The sequence below is a fragment of the Sulfitobacter sp. 1A13679 genome, assembly GCF_043557115.1.
In the GTDB taxonomy this organism is placed as follows: Bacteria; Pseudomonadota; Alphaproteobacteria; order Rhodobacterales; family Rhodobacteraceae; genus Sulfitobacter; species Sulfitobacter faviae.
The window spans coordinates 103,645-118,406 of sequence record NZ_JBIFFO010000012.1 but is presented as its reverse complement, the minus strand read 5'-3'; the positions used below and the strand labels follow the sequence as shown (position 1 = coordinate 118,406).

Genomic DNA, 14,762 nt, shown 5'->3' with positions numbered 1-14,762 from the left:
GCCATGGCACCCGTCGCCGATCCGGTGAAAGGGTCTTCGGCGGGGCTGGGCGGGGCCAGCAGCAGCCGCGCATAGGTATCGCCCACAGCGGTCGCGCCTTCGAGGGTGACCCAAAAAGGCTCCATCATATCGCTGCCCTGCCCCAGATGGGCATTATAGGCCGCGAGCGCCTCGGGGTTAAGCTTCAGCCCTTCCAATGCGGCGCGACTGCGCAGAACGGTGATACAGAACGGCAGTCCGGTAGAAACTACCTGCGGCGGCGCGATGATATCCTCGGGTGCCACGCCGCCCACCTTGGCGACGAGATCGGCAGGCACTTCTTCCCCGAAGACCGGCGCGATCTGGGTCATGGCGATTTGGGAGCCGCGCACCTCGACCTCAACGATCCCCGCGCCAGTCTCCAACCGCAGTGGCCCTTCGCCGATCAACCCGCGATGGCGCAGCGCTGCGACGGTGGCGATGGTGGGGTGGCCCGCAAAGGGTATCTCTCGACTGGCGAGGTAGTATTTCACCCTGAAATCCGCGACCTCCGACGGGCCGGTAAAGGTGCATTCCACGAGGGATGTTTCGCGCACATAGACCATGCATAGCTCATCCGGCAGCCCTGCCCCGCCATGCACCACGGCGCAGCCATTGCCGCCAAAGACTTGGTCGGTGAAGGCGTCTACCCAGTCGAAATCGAAATCCATAAGGCCGCTCCCAATAAAAAAGGCCGCAGTGGACTGCGGCCTTGCATCGGGCTTAGCGTATCGTCGTGCCGCGCGGCGTCAATGCACCATCACTGGCCGGTAGTCATGCTCTCGCGCCAATGAGAAGGCGAGTTTCTGGTCGCCGACCAGCGCAAGCTGCTGCCCTTCGGCATCGTGAACGGCATAGAGAAGCTCAAGCCCCTCGGCCTGATCGCGCACCTCGCGCGGCAGATCGGCGACAGCGATGGTTTTGACATAGACCATACGGTCGTTTCCGTGGGTGATTGCGTCTTGCATGATGTTACCCCTTCTTGATCTTGATGGTTTGAACCACCGTTTCAGGCTTGGCGCGGGTCAGGTCGACATGCAGCAGACCATTCTCCATAACCGCCTCGCCCACATCGACCCCATCGGCCAGTACGAACGAGCGTTGGAATTGACGCGCAGCGATTCCACGGTGCAGAAACACCCGGTCTTCGCCATCGTCGGACTGACGCCCACGGATCACGAGCTGTCTATCCTCAACGGTTATCGACAGATCCTGTTCCGAAAAACCCGCCACCGCCAGCGTGATGCGATAGCTGTAGTCCGAGGTTTGTTCGATGTTGAACGGCGGATAACCTTCGTTTCCGGCCTTGGCGCTGCGTTCAAGCACCCGTTCCAATTGTTCAAACCCAAGCATATGCGGGTAAGAGGCAAGCGTTAATTTCGTCATGCGACACGTCCTTATCAGGTCAAGCGACAGTGTTTCACAGGCCCCGCAACCGGCAGCCCGTTGCATTGAATATGGGGGGGCTTGGGCAAGGGCGCAAGGGCTATGCCAAATGATCTCAACCGCTTATATTCAAGGTTCAGATGCCCAACGGAATCACCTGCCCATGAATGCCCCTACCGATCTGTCGATGAAAACGGACGAAGTGCTGCGTGTCGAGCTTGAGGTCTTTCGACGGGAACATCGCGATCTGGATGACGCCATCCATGCGCTGGTCGAACGCGGCACCGGGGATCAACTGACCCTGCAACGGCTCAAGAAACGCAAACTGCGTCTCAAGGATTTGATCGCCCAGATCGAAGACCGGCTGACGCCCGATATCATCGCCTGACCCATTATCCCCATGACCCGCGGCAATCGGCGTTGCCAGATGGGCCATGATGGGTATAGTGCGCGCTCTGATCCACCAAGAGAAGGCCCGCAGCAATGACCACGCCCCCGGTTGGCATCATCATGGGGTCCCAGTCCGACTGGGCCACCATGCGCGAAGCAGCAACCCTGCTGGACGAGCTTAACATCCCCTTTGAGGCGCGCATCGTATCGGCCCATCGCACGCCGGACCGGCTCTGGGACTATGGCAAGACGGCGGTGGACCGGGGTTTGCAAGTCATCATCGCGGGCGCAGGCGGGGCGGCGCATTTGCCGGGCATGATGGCCTCCAAAACCCGGGTGCCGGTGATCGGCGTGCCGGTGCAGACCAAGGCGCTGTCGGGTGTGGATTCGCTTTATTCCATCCTGCAAATGCCGCGCGGTTTCCCGGTCGCGACCATGGCCATTGGTGCTGCAGGCGCGGCCAATGCCGCCCTGATGGCGGCGGGCATCCTTGCGCTGCAAGACCCGGAACTGGCCAAGCGGCTGGACGATTGGCGCGATGCGCTCAGCGCTTCGATCCCCGAGGTGCCGCATGACTGAACCCCTGCAAACCGGCGCCACCATCGGCATTCTGGGCGGCGGCCAATTGGGCCGCATGCTTTCTGTCGCCGCAGCACGGCTTGGCTTTCGCACCCATATCTTCGAGCCGGGCGCCAACCCGCCCGCCGCCGATGTGGCCCATGCGGTGACCACCGCCCCCTATGACGACCACAAGGCGCTGGAGGCTTTCGCCCGCGCCTGCGACATCGTCACCTTCGAGTTTGAAAACATCCCCACCGAAGCGCTCGACGTGGTCGAGGCGATCACCCCGCTGCGCCCGGGCCGCGAGGCGCTGCGCATTTCCCAAGACCGGCTAACCGAGAAGACCTTCCTCGGCGATCTTGGCCTGCGCGTGGCCCCTTTCGCCGATGTGACCGACGCCGCCAGCCTGAAGGCCGCCGTCGCACAGATCGGCACCCCCGCGATCCTCAAGACCCGCCGTTTCGGATATGACGGCAAAGGCCAAGCGCGGCTGAAAGACGATGCCGACCTCGACGCCGCTTGGGCCGAGATGAACGGCGCGCCTTCCGTGCTCGAAGGTTTCGTGAACTTCAGCGCCGAAATCTCTGTCATCGCCGCGCGCAGTGCCACGGGCGAGGTTGCCTGTTTCGACCCTGGTGAGAATGTCCACCGCGATGGCATCCTGCACACCACCACCGTGCCCGCCAAGATCAGCAATGCACAGCGCACCGACGCGGTGCTGCTTGCCGGTCGCGTGCTGAACGCACTGGATTACGTGGGCGTTATGGGGGTCGAGCTTTTCGTCACGCCGCAGGGGCTGATCGTGAATGAGATCGCCCCGCGGGTGCATAACTCTGGCCATTGGACCCAGAACGGCTGCACCATCGACCAATTCGAGCAGCATATCCGCGCCGTGGCCGGATGGCCCTTGGGCGATGGGCAGCGCTATGCAGATGTGGTGATGACCAACCTCATCGGCGATGACATGGACCGCGTGCCCGAACTGGCCCGCGCCCGCGACACGGCCCTGCATCTCTACGGCAAGGCCGAGGTCAAACCGGGCCGCAAGATGGGTCATGTAAACCAGATCACCCGCGGCTGAGGTCAGCCAAAGAACCGTTCCGCCACCGCGCCGGACATGAAGCTCACCTGCCCCGCCGCGAAAGTGGCGGCGACCCGGCCCGTGGCCTTGTCCAACACCACGATATCGGCACGTTTGCCCGGCGCCAGCGTGCCGCGATCCGAAAGCCCCAACACCTGCGCCGGCCCCGATGAGACAAGCGCCCAAGCGCCTGCAAGGTCCAGCAATCCGCTCTGCGCCAGCATCAAGGCGGCGCGGCGCGGCGAAGGGTAATGATAATCCGACGCCAGCGCGTGACAAAGCCCCATGGTGATCAGATCCAGCGCCGAAAGGTTGCCGTTATGCGACCCGCCGCGCACCACATTGGGCGCGCCCATGATGACCGCATCCCCCGCCCCATGCGCGGCCTCGGCGGCCTCCTGCGTCTCGGGGAATTCGGCCAGCGTCACGCCCCGCGCCCGCCAAAGGGCGCGGCCATCGGCGGTCTGGTCATCATGGCTGCCCATCTTGACGCCACGCTGCGCCAGTTCCGCGCAGAGTCGGTCCAAGGCCGCGGGCACCTCATCGCGCCGCGCGTGCATCTCCTGCATCTGCGCCAAATGGCTCTCCGGGCTGCGCCCGGCCTTCAGCGCCTGCCCGACCAGCCGTTTTGGGGTCTTGCCCGCCGCCAAACGATCATGCGGCAGGTGATCGTTGAACACCACATAGCCCACGCCCCAATCCGCCATGCGCTGCGGCAGACTGTCGTAAAGGTCGAGCATATGGGTCTCAAACCGAAGCTGCGGGCGGATGTCGGTGACCAATTCCGGCGCGGTGTCGCGGATGCCGCTAAAGACCTGATCGGCGAACGCCAGCCCCCGCAGCCCGCCTTCCCAACTGACGAATTGCGCCAAGACCGCGGTGGTCATGCCATTCGCCGCGAGCTCGGCCTCCGCTGCGACCAACCCTTCGGACAGTTGTTTCATCGCCCCGCGACGCGGTGCCAGATGCCGCTCGAACGCGTCGCCATGCAGATCGACGATCCCCGGCATGACTTGAAAGCCGGTCAGATCGACAGGCCGCCCGACCGGGGCATCGGCAATCACCCCGTCGGCAAAAGACAACGGCGCACGGCACAGCCCCTCGGGGTGAAGCACCTCCGCATTGACGAGATCAAGGTTTGGCATCGTCCCCTCCCACCCCCGGCAGGCAGCCCGCTTCCGGGCAGCCGATCGCATTCAGGACGCCATCGATAAAAGTCATCGACCGGTCGAAACTGCCGGTTCTCAGAAAGGCCATGGTCTGGGCGATGACGCGCGGGTTGTTCATCATGAAGGTATGGGTCACCGGCAGGACGATATGGTCTTTCATCCCCGCCACACGGGTCGAGGCGACCGAGACCTTTCCGTCATCCGGCCCCGGCAAAAGGCTTGAAAAATAGGGGTTGAGCGACTGTGAGCCGGCAATCACGCCCAGCTCGAAAGGGACCGGCGGCAATTGGTTCGGCAAGGCCGCATCATCGGTGCCGATCTCGGCCCCGGCGGGCCCGTTCAACCATTCGAACGCAGGGTTCTCGACCAGTTCGTCCACCACCTCGCTGCCGTGATTGGGCGGCCCCAACATCACCACGCGCCCGACCCGGTCGGCACCGGCCTCGGCCACCCATTTGCGCACCAAAATACCGCCCATGGAATGAGTCACGAAATCGATCTGTGCAGTGCCGCAAGCCTCAATTGCGCGCGGCAGGGTCTGTTTCGCCAATTCCGCGATATTGGCCTCAGTCGAAGGGTAGCCCGGGCGCACCACGCGGTAGCCTTCGGCGGCCAAGGCCGCTTCCATCACGGCAAAAGACATCTCGGTCCTAGCCAGCCCATGGAGCAGAACCACACAGCGCCCCGCCGCGTTCTCGGCCGCGGCAGGCAGGGGGATCGCCAAGGAAATCGCGGCAATCAGCAGGGTGAAAAATCTCATCATGCCCTCCAGATAGACTGATTGCCCCGACTGTGAAATGGTCTTGGCGCGTTACCTGACGAAAGTATGCCGATGCCCCGACCCTGCCCTCGATTGGCCGCCCGCGCCGTGCTGCTGCACGAAGGCCGGCTGCTGCTGGTCAACGCCTATGCCGATGATCGGCTGGGCCTGATGTGCGCCCCCGGCGGTGGGGTGGAGGCCGGCGCCTCCCTTCCCGACAACCTGCGCCGCGAGGTCTTTGAGGAAACGGGCCTCACGATCTCTGTCGGCGCGCCCTGTTTGGTCAATGAGTTCCACGACCCCGGCGGCGAGTTCCATCAGGTGGATATCTATTTCAGATGCCACATCCTCGGATCCGCCCAAATCGCCCCCGATTGGCAAGACCGAGAGGCCATCGTCACGCGGCATCGATGGGTCACCCAAGCGGAACTGGCACAAGTCCCCCACAAGCCCGATAGCCTCGGCACAGTTGCCTTTGGCCCGACGGAGGCGGCGATCACCTACGATCCTTTGGAGCCGATTTTGCGCTAATCGCCCAAGCGATCCCGCCCAAAACCAAGGCCGTCGCGAGGACCAGCGTCAAGCTCAGCGGCTCACCCAAGAGCAGCGCCCCGGCGAGGATCGCGATGATCGGCACGCTCAGCTGCGCCACCGCCGCCGTGCCCCCGTCGATCCGCGTCAGCAGCCCATACCACAGGGCATAGCCAAGGCCCGAGGTCAGCCCGCCGCAAAGCGCGCCCAATAAAAGCCCCGTCAGGCTGAAATGCGCCCCCGCAAAAGCGGGCAGGATGAGCATGAACGGCAAACAGAGCAAAAAGTTCGCCGAAGTTGCCGCCAGCGGATCGCCCGATGTGCGACCGATGATCGTATAGGCGGCCCAGCCGATCCCCGCCAGAACCATCAGCCCGGCGCCGATTGGATCCGTGGAACCCTGCCCATCTGGCCAGAGGACCAAAACCAATCCCGCAAAAGCCGCCGCAGCCCCTGTAATCTGCCGCGCGGTGGGCGCCGCGCCGGCCAAAGCGGCGTAGGTGAACATGGTAATCTGCACCACGCCAAAAAGGATGAGCGCCCCGAGCCCCGCATCCAACGTCAGATACGCCAGACTGAACCCGATCATATAGACAGCCAGGCTCACGGCCCCGCCGATCCTGTTGCGCCGCAAAAGCGACAGCCGTCCACCCCGCAGCGCAACCAAGATGGCCAAAACCAATGCCCCCGCACCGACCCGCACAAGGGCAAAGCCCGCCGGATCGATATGCCCGCCGTCTACAGCCATCCGGGTCAAAATTGAGTTCGCCGCAAAGGCGCACATGGTGAGGGCGGAAAGAAGGAAAAGCTGCATGACCTCTCGCTTAGCCTCACTCTCCAGCCGCGCCAAGCGCGGAATGCTTTTTGCACAAGGTTCTAACTGTGACGTGATGATCCCCTCGTTCGCAGTGAATGCTGTGATAAGATAAGGCGGTACGCGCGCTGCAATTCGATAGTGGTGCCAGAGGGGTTCCATGGCTCTCTGGGGTTTCACCTATGCTATGTCATAGCCACGCCCTCGAAACGCACGGATACAGTCGTACCACGCTCATTACAGGTGGATACCAAACAGGCATGGCCCCCATAGGCCGCCGCGATTTTGCGAACCAAGGCCAACCCCAAGCCCGACCCTTCAACCTCATCGCGCGACCGCAAAGTGGTCATCGGCTGGAAGACACGCTCATGATAACGCGGCGGTATTCCCGGCCCATCATCGGAAACGGTCAGCATCATGGCCTCCCCTTCGTTTTTTACCACTACCTCGACCCGCCCGGAAAACCGATCATGATGCTTGATCGCGTTTCCAATCAACGCCACGAAAAGCGAGTGCAGGTCCTGATCGTCAACGACGAAAGAGTCGCACCCGAAGTAATGATCAACCCGGAAACCACTGGGCGGCCCGACTTCCTCTACTGCGGCATCAAAGGCCTGACGAAGCTCAAGCACGGTCGCATTGCGCCTCCTTCCGGCGCGCGAGTATTGAAGCAGGTCGACTAACATCCGATCCAACCGCCGCGTGTGCCGCTTCATCAAGGCGATGGAACTGTGGACCGAAGCGCTTACCTCCAGTCCCGCCTCCTCAATATCCTCGGCGATCCATTCAGGCAGTTCCAACAACGCGCGAATGGAGCCGCGCAGATCGTGACTTACCAGATGGATAAACTCCTCTGCATCAGGCCCGAGAGGCTGCGGCTCTTCGCGCGAAGGTAGCTCATGGTCGGCAGGTAACTTTAACAGCCGCTGCAGCATATCGCGACCTCCCTGCGAACAGCACACGAGCAAATCGCCCTGCTAGCCCGAATTAGGACCAAAGGTTCCATCAAGCTTTATCCCGTAGCAATCGACGCGCATTGGGGGGGTATTTCGCACGCAGGCGCGCCCACCTTGGTATTTGCCTTTCGCGTCCAACCCGGCTTGTGATTAACTGCCATTGCTGTGCAACCCGGGTCAGGGCCATTTTCGGCGAAAGCTCACCCTGAAGCGCCTTATCCAATCCCCTTCCCAATGTTTGGAAATACTCTGATTGCCCTTTCAAATAGAAATCGGGAATCGCCCCTTTAAGCGCCGCGCGATGCACCTCAAGAAAAGACTTTGAATAGGCCGCTTCCACGCCCCGGTCACTGTAGTGCTCACGGCGGAAGGGATCGAAAAAACCATCCGGCTGCCGAACGGCGAGCGTCGACATTGCCGGAGAGACCGCGAAGAGGGCGAATAGATAGGCGAGTTCTTTCTGCATCGATGCCGCGCTGATCACAAAGCTCCATCCCCAATTGAAATAGGGCATTTCGAGCAGTTCCTCCCCCACCTGCCCCCCGGGGGTTGGCCCATAAACCATCCGTCCGCGCATCGATGATCGAGGAGAGTTAAGGTATTTCTGCGTTCCGCCCCAGCCGATGTTGCAATAGACATCACCCTTCGCGTATCGCGCCCAATTTCCAAACAGCCCCAGGCTCGAAGTTTCGGGGGCAAGGCAGTCCGTGATCGCGATCAACTCTTCCAGCGCCGCGACACCCGGGTCATCTGCAATTTGCGGCGTCATATCAGGGGACAAAGGCCAATAGCCCTTGGCGTGAAACCGCACCCACCATTCCCATGCGAGATACCCCGGCGTGCGGAACAACAGTCCGCCATATCGACCGGCCTCTGGTGCATGAAAGAACCGGATTTGCCGGTCCAGTTCCTGCCAAGTTTCTGGCTGAACAAGTGGATAGCCGAAACGATCGGCGTAGCGCGCTTGGTCATGCGGATCGCGCAGCATCTCGCGATGGTAGAACATCAAATAGGCGTCGCCATCCGTTTGAAATCCATAAGTTTTACCGTCGAACCTATCCCCTTCTTGATAAAGCATAGGGTCGCGAAACCCCGGCGGTTCATAGCATGCGGCGAGGCCATCCAAAGCATGGACCGCCCCCGCGGCCACCAGATCTGCGACACCAAAAGTCGCGGGCAAAGCGACGTCATATCGCGCGTCACCGAGTACACTATTGAGCATCAGTTCCGCGTTGATCTGATCTACGCGCACTTCTTGTAGGTCAACCGCGACCCCGGTCCGTTCTGTAAAGGCTTTTGCAACCGGCGCGAGATTGGCCCGCGACCCTTCAGGCAACAGCACCGAAAGCGTCTTGGCGTTTCCCCCCAATTCGCGGGCCTGCGCGGCCACCTTTATATCGATCGCCTCACCGAATGCCGGAGCGGCGATCAGCGTGCTCAGACCGGCGCCCAATCCGATTGAAACCGTTCGCCTTGTCAATCCGCGGCCGTCTAACACGATTCGATCCTTCGATACGCCAGGGTATGAACCCCTCCCGCTGTCATGGCGCTGGTTTTAGGGCGACGGCGATTAACATTGCGTTAATCGATCCCGGCTATTCACAAGGCATGAAAACGATGCCCCCCCTTTGGCGCCTCCTGCAGCTTTTCGGCAGCCGCATCAGCACCCGTCTCCGGGCCGCTTTTCTGCTCGTTGCGGGCATCATCGGCCTAGCGGGGTGGGTTGCTACGGGGCAAATGCGCGCTGTTTTGGCCAGTCATGCTCATCTAAGCCAATCGGCGCTACCGATGTTGGGCGTCTCCCAGCAGATCGAGCGGTCTTTGAATGGTGTATTTCTTTCGATTGAGGAGTTAAATCAGCGAGATACCACCGCTTCGCCATCAGTCCTTGGGCAGGAAATTGGGACAAAGATCAGCGAAATCTCCAAACTTTTAGATGATCTGTCGACATCCGAGATCGCGCCGCCCTTGGCCGCCCGGCTGGAACAGCGTTTGCAGATGGCACGGCGTGCGACGGATGCGGCAGTAGTCGGCCTTCTGGAGATGCGGCGCGCAGAGGCCAAAATCGTCTCTACCCTCGATCTTGTCGAGCAAATCCAAGAGCAAAGTCACCTCATTATCGACGACCTGGCCTACCGGCTTTCCAGGCAGACCGAAGCTGTTCTGGGCGAACCCTTTGGGGCTACGAGTTCCGGCCAGCTTCAAAATCCTACGTCCCGCTTTCCCGAATTGCTGTTAAGTGCGGTCAATTTGAATGACATTCAGCTCAGTCTCGACACGCTCATCAATATCGTCATGTCGCAAGGGCTACAGAACCACCCCCTTCAACTCGCGCGCGCGAAACTGCTTGTCGAAGAACATTTTCAGGATGCCATAACCCGCTTACCGCGCATTCACGAGACAGCAAGCAGGCGGTCACTTGCACGCCAAATTGACGCGTTGCGCGACCTGCTGCTTCGTGCCGAAACAGGGTTCTTTGCCCATACAACGGCCCGCCTGCGGTTCCATAATAGCTTCGAAAGGCTGCAAGCCGAACATCTCCCCATGATCGTGGAAATTTCCGATATCTCCTCCGATCTGACCCAAAACACCCTAGAGCGGGTGGATGCTGCGACGCAGGCCCTGCGTGATACCATCAACCAAGTCATTTGGACCGTGGGTCTCACCATGGCCTGCGCTTTTCTCGTGATTGCGATGGCAAACGGCTTGGTTATCGAACGGCAGTTTAATCGCCGGATCAGACGCTTGACCGATTCCGTGACCGCGATCGCTCGGGGGGATCTCGACCATCCGATTACCGTGAGAGGGCGCGACGAGCTTGGAGAGATGGCGCGCGCATTGACCGTTTTCCGCGCCACGGCGGAGGAGCTGCGGCGCTCGAATATCGAGTTGGAGAAATTCGCCTATGTCGCTGCGCACGACCTGCGGTCGCCCCTCCGGGCGGTGCATGAATTGAGCCTTTGGGTGCTGGAGGACGAGGACAACGCGCTAAGTGCCGAAAGCCGAAGCTATTTGCTGATGTCTCAACAACGGATCGACCGGCTAAACCGTCTTTTGGCCGATCTGTTGGACTACGCCCGCGCAGGGCAGGACCAACCTGCGCCAGAGCCCGTGCATCTTGGCCGCTTGGTGACGGAGCTCGCTCGCTACATCGATACCGAAGGCCGTTTCAAAATCACCTTTACCGGGGCGGAGCAGGTCGTCGACGCGCAGCTGACACCCTTGCAGCAAATCTTGGGCAATCTCATCTCGAATGCGATCAAACACCATGACCGGGATCATGGGACGATCCATATCAGTGCACAAGGGCGGCAGAATCACCTTATCTTGACCGTCCGCGATGATGGGCCGGGTATAGAGCTTCGGCATCAGCAAAAGATATTTGAACTTTTTCAAACCCTTAAGCCACGCGATGAGGTTGAGGGGAGCGGCTTGGGACTCGCCATCGTAAGCAAGCTTGCGGCCCACCAAAAAGGCAAGGTCACGCTATTTTCCGACCCTGACAAAGGGCGCGGCGCGACCTTTGTGGTTGAGCTTCCACTGGCACCTCAAACGCATCAACCCCTGCCCATGGCGGCCGCAGCGTGACGAAAGTCGGAAAGGAGTATCGGATGAAAACGACGCCCGCGAAATTTCTTATCGTCGATGACGACAAAGTCAGCGTGATGGCCATGCAACGGGCGATGCGCAAATTGAAAATCGTCAATGAGACGGCGGTTTGCCATGACGGCCAGCAAGCGCTTGAGTTTCTGGCGGAGGAAGTGAAGCGGCACGGACGATTGCCGCCCTATATCATCACGCTCGACCTCAATATGCCGCGCATGGGCGGGCTTGAGTTCTTGGAGGTCGTTCGGGCCGATCCCGCCTTGGAGCGTATGGTGGTCTTCGTCTTCACCACCTCCGATATGCCCACGGATGTGCAATCGGCCTATAGCAAGAATGTCGCGGGCTATATCGTGAAGGAGAACCCGTCAGAGACCTTTGCTAATGCGCTCGACATGCTTAATACCTACGCGCGGATTGTGGAGCTGCCCAGTTAGGCCGATGAGAACCGGTTAACCGCCAGTCAAAGCCCCCCGAAACGAAAAGAGGCGCGCCATTGCCGGCGCGCCTCCGGAACCTTAGCCGAAAGGGCTGGCTTACATCATGCCGCCCATGCCGCCCATGTCGGGCATGCCGCCTGCGGGGGCTGCGCCCTCTTTGGCGGGCTTGTCGGCAACCATCGCTTCGGTGGTGATCAGCAGACCTGCGATCGACGCTGCGTCTTGCAGTGCGGTGCGCACCACTTTCGCCGGGTCGATGACGCCGAAGGAGAACATGTCGCCATATTCTTCGGTCTGTGCGTTGAAGCCGAACTTCAGGTCGTCGCTTTCGCGGATTTTGCCGGCCACAACCGAACCGTCCACACCAGCGTTCTCAGCGATCTGACGCAGCGGTGCTTCCAGCGCCTTACGGACGATGGAGATACCGACGTTCTGGTCGTTGTTGTCGCCTGTGAGGCCTTCCAGCTTCTTGGCGCCTTGAACCAGAGCCACACCACCGCCAACGACGATGCCTTCTTGAACAGCGGCACGTGTCGCGTTCAGCGCGTCATCGACGCGGTCCTTGCGCTCTTTCACTTCGACTTCGGTCATGCCGCCAACGCGGATCACGGCAACACCGCCTGCCAGTTTGGCAACGCGCTCTTGCAGCTTTTCACGGTCGTAGTCGGAGGTGGTCTCTTCGATCTGGTTGCGGATCTGAGCCACGCGGGCTTCGATCTCGGCCTTCTCGCCAGCGCCGTCAACGACGGTGGTCTCGTCTTTGGTGATCGACACCTTCTTGGCCGAACCCAGCATGTCCATGGTCACGGACTCGAGCTTCATGCCGAGGTCTTCGGAGATCACTTGACCACCGGTCAGGATCGCGAGGTCTTGCAGCATCGCTTTGCGACGGTCACCGAAGCCCGGTGCCTTCACAGCAGCAATTTTCAGACCGCCACGCAGCTTGTTCACGACGAGGGTCGCCAGGGCTTCGCCCTCGACGTCTTCGGCGATGATCAGAAGCGGCTTCTGGGACTGGATGACCTGCTCGAGCAGCGGCACCATCGGCTGAAGGCTCGACAGTTTCTTCTCGTGCAGCAGGATGATCGCGTCTTCCAGCTCGACAGTCATCTTGTCGGAGTTGGTGACGAAATAGGGGCTCAGGTAGCCACGGTCGAACTGCATGCCTTCGACGACATCGGTCTCGGTTTCCAGACCTTTGTTCTCTTCGACGGTGATCACGCCTTCGTTGCCGACTTTCTGCATCGCGTCCGCGATCTGGCGGCCGATTTCACGCTCGCCGTTGGCGGAGATGGTGCCAACCTGCGCGACTTCGTCGCTGTCGGACACGTCGCGTGCGGCGGCTTTGATCGCGTCGACGACCTTGGCAGTCGCCAGATCGATGCCGCGCTTGAGGTCCATCGGGTTCATGCCAGCGGCAACCGATTTCATGCCTTCGCGCACGATAGCTTGGGCCAGAACGGTCGCGGTGGTGGTGCCGTCACCGGCTTCGTCGTTGGTCCGGGAAGCGACTTCCTTGACCATCTGCGCGCCCATGTTTTCGAACTTGTCTTCCAGTTCGATTTCCTTCGCCACGGATACACCGTCTTTGGTGATGCGCGGTGCGCCGAAGGATTTGTCCAGAACCACGTTCCGGCCTTTGGGGCCGAGTGTGACTTTCACCGCATCGGCAAGGATGTTCACACCCTTGAGCATCCGGTTGCGGGCATCGGTGTCAAATTTGACGTCCTTAGCAGCCATGTTGTCTTCTCCTAAAATCTTGGATTGATGTCAGCGTCTTCAAAGGGTCGGCAAGCCAAGTGGCTTACGCGATGATCCCCATGATGTCGCTTTCTTTCATCATCAGCATTTCTTCGCCGTCGACGGTGACCTCTGTGCCGGACCACTTGCCGAACAGGATTTTGTCGCCGGGTGCGACGGCCATTTCGATCAGCTCGCCGTTGTCTTTGCGGGCGCCAGTGCCGACAGCCACGACTTCACCTTCGGAAGGCTTTTCCTTGGCGGAATCGGGGATGATCAGCCCGCCGGCGGTTTTCTCTTCGCTTTCTGTGCGCTTGACCAGCACACGGTCATGAAGCGGTTTCAATGCCATCTTTGCAGCTCCTTAAGGCTCAAAGTTACTCTTCCAAGCCACCCCCTCCGGGCGAGGGGTGCAGCCGTTAGCACTCGACCCATGTGAGTGATAACGATGCATAGCTAAGGAGCGGCCCGCGGCCTGTCAACAACGGCGTTGAAAAATTTTGAGCGCATTGGAACCATTATTCGGCCCCTAAAACACGTCCCGCAGTCGCAACGGCCTCGGCCCCTTTTGGGGTCAGCCCGTATATGCCTTTGTCGACCTTTTCAAACCAACCATAGTGATCGTCCCGCATCATGCGGGTCGCCGCCGAGACGCCAGTCGCGCGGGCCACATCCGCGCCTTTGCTGGCGCCCGCTTCGAACAGATAAACCGCGAGTTTCAGCGCATCCTGCCGGTAGGCCGTCACCAGCCCCGCGCGGGTCTGGCCGCCGTCGTTCGGATCGCCCTGCCGCCGGGCAAACTCACGCAGCAGCATCGCTGCCCGTTTGGCATTCTTGCGGGGTGCATAGGGGCCGGGGTCGCAATGCACTTCGACCAGCCCATCCGACAGCCGCACGGTGATCAACCCCAGTCCGAGCCGCCGGGCCAGAGTGACGTTATCCTTCACCGCCTTGGCAAAGCGCTTTCCCGGTTGGCGCGCCACGGCAAGGTAAACATCATCCGCCACTTTCAGCCGCGCCAGACATTGGTGGAACAGGGCCAGCGAAAAGCCGAGCTTCAATTCCACCACCACCGGCGGCTCTGCCCCGCGCACGGCCACTACATCCGCCGCGCCGACCTCGGCCTTCACCACATAGCCCTGATCCTCAAGGAAGGCTTTGATCGGTGGGTAAAGATCGGTTTCGCGCGGATTGCTCATGGCGCGCAACTTGCCCCATCGCGCGGCGCTATGCAAAGGGCGGCGGCGCCTGAAGGTGCCGCGCAATGCCGCATTGCAGCGCGCGCAGGTGACAAGCCTATTCAACCTGCTATA

17 protein-coding genes are annotated in these 14,762 nt (G+C 60.8%); 6 read left to right on the top strand and 11 right to left on the bottom strand.

Features of this window, described 5'->3' with window-relative positions; translation table 11 throughout:
• The 3 genes from ACGYLA_RS11380 to ACGYLA_RS11370 all read right to left on the bottom strand — a co-directional run.
• The coding region (locus ACGYLA_RS11380) for a PhzF family phenazine biosynthesis protein (RefSeq protein WP_394432498.1) at positions 1-689 on the bottom strand (689 nt) is incomplete at its 3' end.
• Between the two features lie 78 nt (positions 690-767).
• A complete protein-coding gene (locus ACGYLA_RS11375; protein WP_007119022.1) occupies positions 768-986 on the bottom strand; it encodes a DUF1150 family protein in 219 nt (72 codons plus the stop codon).
• A 4-nt stretch (positions 987-990) separates the two neighbouring features.
• Positions 991-1,404, bottom strand: coding sequence for an Hsp20 family protein (locus ACGYLA_RS11370; RefSeq protein WP_067267324.1), 414 nt, complete (start codon positions 1,402-1,404; stop codon positions 991-993).
• Positions 1,405-1,567: 163 nt separating this feature from the next.
• On the opposite strand from ACGYLA_RS11370, the gene ACGYLA_RS11365 reads away from it, so the two are divergent.
• The 3 genes from ACGYLA_RS11365 to ACGYLA_RS11355 all read left to right on the top strand — a co-directional run bounded on the left by ACGYLA_RS11365 (position 1,568) and on the right by ACGYLA_RS11355 (position 3,436).
• A complete protein-coding gene (locus ACGYLA_RS11365) occupies positions 1,568-1,792 on the top strand; it encodes a YdcH family protein (RefSeq protein ID WP_067267347.1) in 225 nt (74 codons plus the stop codon).
• 95 nt (positions 1,793-1,887) lie between these two features.
• Complete coding sequence (purE, locus tag ACGYLA_RS11360) at positions 1,888-2,373, top strand: 5-(carboxyamino)imidazole ribonucleotide mutase (protein WP_209218256.1); 486 nt, start codon at positions 1,888-1,890, stop codon at positions 2,371-2,373.
• A complete protein-coding gene (locus ACGYLA_RS11355) occupies positions 2,366-3,436 on the top strand; it encodes a 5-(carboxyamino)imidazole ribonucleotide synthase (protein ID WP_209218257.1) in 1,071 nt (356 codons plus the stop codon). The genes purE and ACGYLA_RS11355 overlap by 8 nt, the downstream gene beginning before the upstream one ends.
• Before the next feature lie 2 nt (positions 3,437-3,438).
• On the opposite strand, the gene ACGYLA_RS11350 is transcribed toward ACGYLA_RS11355, so the two are convergent.
• Both ACGYLA_RS11350 and ACGYLA_RS11345 read right to left on the bottom strand, forming a co-directional pair.
• A complete protein-coding gene (locus ACGYLA_RS11350; protein WP_394432495.1) occupies positions 3,439-4,581 on the bottom strand; it encodes an alpha-D-ribose 1-methylphosphonate 5-triphosphate diphosphatase in 1,143 nt (380 codons plus the stop codon).
• On the bottom strand, positions 4,568-5,365 hold the full coding sequence (locus tag ACGYLA_RS11345) for an esterase/lipase family protein (protein ID WP_394432493.1): 798 nt from the start codon (positions 5,363-5,365) through the stop codon (positions 4,568-4,570). The genes ACGYLA_RS11350 and ACGYLA_RS11345 overlap by 14 nt, the downstream gene beginning before the upstream one ends.
• 66 nt (positions 5,366-5,431) lie before the next feature.
• Between ACGYLA_RS11345 and ACGYLA_RS11340 the strand changes: the two genes are divergently transcribed.
• Positions 5,432-5,896, top strand: coding sequence for an NUDIX domain-containing protein (locus tag ACGYLA_RS11340; RefSeq protein ID WP_271693074.1), 465 nt, complete (start codon positions 5,432-5,434; stop codon positions 5,894-5,896).
• On the opposite strand, the gene ACGYLA_RS11335 is transcribed toward ACGYLA_RS11340, so the two are convergent.
• The 3 genes from ACGYLA_RS11335 to ACGYLA_RS11325 form a co-directional block, all read right to left on the bottom strand.
• Positions 5,862-6,710, bottom strand: a complete 849-nt coding sequence (locus ACGYLA_RS11335) for a DMT family transporter (RefSeq protein WP_394432490.1) — start codon at positions 6,708-6,710, stop codon at positions 5,862-5,864. The genes ACGYLA_RS11340 and ACGYLA_RS11335 overlap by 35 nt on opposite strands.
• Before the next feature lie 185 nt (positions 6,711-6,895).
• Complete coding sequence (locus ACGYLA_RS11330) at positions 6,896-7,645, bottom strand: ATP-binding protein (RefSeq protein WP_394432488.1); 750 nt, start codon at positions 7,643-7,645, stop codon at positions 6,896-6,898.
• Between the two features lie 70 nt (positions 7,646-7,715).
• On the bottom strand, positions 7,716-9,164 hold the full coding sequence (locus ACGYLA_RS11325; protein WP_394432486.1) for an ABC transporter substrate-binding protein: 1,449 nt from the start codon (positions 9,162-9,164) through the stop codon (positions 7,716-7,718).
• Between the two features lie 26 nt (positions 9,165-9,190).
• Between ACGYLA_RS11325 and ACGYLA_RS11320 the strand changes: the two genes are divergently transcribed.
• Positions 9,191-11,254, top strand: coding sequence for an ATP-binding protein (locus ACGYLA_RS11320; protein ID WP_394432484.1), 2,064 nt, complete (start codon positions 9,191-9,193; stop codon positions 11,252-11,254).
• 23 nt (positions 11,255-11,277) lie between these two features.
• A complete protein-coding gene (locus tag ACGYLA_RS11315; protein ID WP_067267334.1) occupies positions 11,278-11,706 on the top strand; it encodes a response regulator in 429 nt (142 codons plus the stop codon).
• A gap of 99 nt (positions 11,707-11,805) precedes the next feature.
• Here ACGYLA_RS11315 and groL read toward each other — a convergent pair whose 3' ends face one another.
• The 3 genes from groL to ACGYLA_RS11300 all read right to left on the bottom strand — a co-directional run bounded on the left by groL (position 11,806) and on the right by ACGYLA_RS11300 (position 14,648).
• Positions 11,806-13,449, bottom strand: a complete 1,644-nt coding sequence (groL, locus tag ACGYLA_RS11310; RefSeq protein WP_067267336.1) for a chaperonin GroEL — start codon at positions 13,447-13,449, stop codon at positions 11,806-11,808.
• Between the two features lie 64 nt (positions 13,450-13,513).
• Positions 13,514-13,801, bottom strand: coding sequence for a co-chaperone GroES (gene groES / locus ACGYLA_RS11305; protein ID WP_067267338.1), 288 nt, complete (start codon positions 13,799-13,801; stop codon positions 13,514-13,516).
• A gap of 166 nt (positions 13,802-13,967) precedes the next feature.
• Positions 13,968-14,648, bottom strand: coding sequence for a DUF2161 domain-containing phosphodiesterase (locus ACGYLA_RS11300; RefSeq protein ID WP_394432482.1), 681 nt, complete (start codon positions 14,646-14,648; stop codon positions 13,968-13,970).
• Between the last annotated feature and the right edge of the window lie 114 nt (positions 14,649-14,762).

What these genes read in the sequence shown, in the direction of transcription:
- groES (WP_067267338.1), bottom strand. Translation starts at nt 13,801, where the DNA reads ATGGCATTGAAACCGCTTCATGACCGTGTGCTGGTCAAGCGCACAGAA.
- ACGYLA_RS11375 (WP_007119022.1), bottom strand. Translation starts at nt 986, where the DNA reads ATGCAAGACGCAATCACCCACGGAAACGACCGTATGGTCTATGTCAAA.
- ACGYLA_RS11340 (WP_271693074.1), top strand. Translation starts at nt 5,432, where the DNA reads ATGCCGATGCCCCGACCCTGCCCTCGATTGGCCGCCCGCGCCGTGCTG.
- ACGYLA_RS11335 (WP_394432490.1), bottom strand. Translation starts at nt 6,710, where the DNA reads ATGCAGCTTTTCCTTCTTTCCGCCCTCACCATGTGCGCCTTTGCGGCG.
- ACGYLA_RS11355 (WP_209218257.1), top strand. Translation starts at nt 2,366, where the DNA reads ATGACTGAACCCCTGCAAACCGGCGCCACCATCGGCATTCTGGGCGGC.
- purE (WP_209218256.1), top strand. Translation starts at nt 1,888, where the DNA reads ATGACCACGCCCCCGGTTGGCATCATCATGGGGTCCCAGTCCGACTGG.
- ACGYLA_RS11350 (WP_394432495.1), bottom strand. Translation starts at nt 4,581, where the DNA reads ATGCCAAACCTTGATCTCGTCAATGCGGAGGTGCTTCACCCCGAGGGG.
- ACGYLA_RS11315 (WP_067267334.1), top strand. Translation starts at nt 11,278, where the DNA reads ATGAAAACGACGCCCGCGAAATTTCTTATCGTCGATGACGACAAAGTC.
- ACGYLA_RS11330 (WP_394432488.1), bottom strand. Translation starts at nt 7,645, where the DNA reads ATGCTGCAGCGGCTGTTAAAGTTACCTGCCGACCATGAGCTACCTTCG.
- ACGYLA_RS11320 (WP_394432484.1), top strand. Translation starts at nt 9,191, where the DNA reads ATGAACCCCTCCCGCTGTCATGGCGCTGGTTTTAGGGCGACGGCGATT.
- ACGYLA_RS11300 (WP_394432482.1), bottom strand. Translation starts at nt 14,648, where the DNA reads ATGAGCAATCCGCGCGAAACCGATCTTTACCCACCGATCAAAGCCTTC.
- ACGYLA_RS11370 (WP_067267324.1), bottom strand. Translation starts at nt 1,404, where the DNA reads ATGACGAAATTAACGCTTGCCTCTTACCCGCATATGCTTGGGTTTGAA.
- groL (WP_067267336.1), bottom strand. Translation starts at nt 13,449, where the DNA reads ATGGCTGCTAAGGACGTCAAATTTGACACCGATGCCCGCAACCGGATG.
- ACGYLA_RS11365 (WP_067267347.1), top strand. Translation starts at nt 1,568, where the DNA reads ATGAATGCCCCTACCGATCTGTCGATGAAAACGGACGAAGTGCTGCGT.
- ACGYLA_RS11345 (WP_394432493.1), bottom strand. Translation starts at nt 5,365, where the DNA reads ATGAGATTTTTCACCCTGCTGATTGCCGCGATTTCCTTGGCGATCCCC.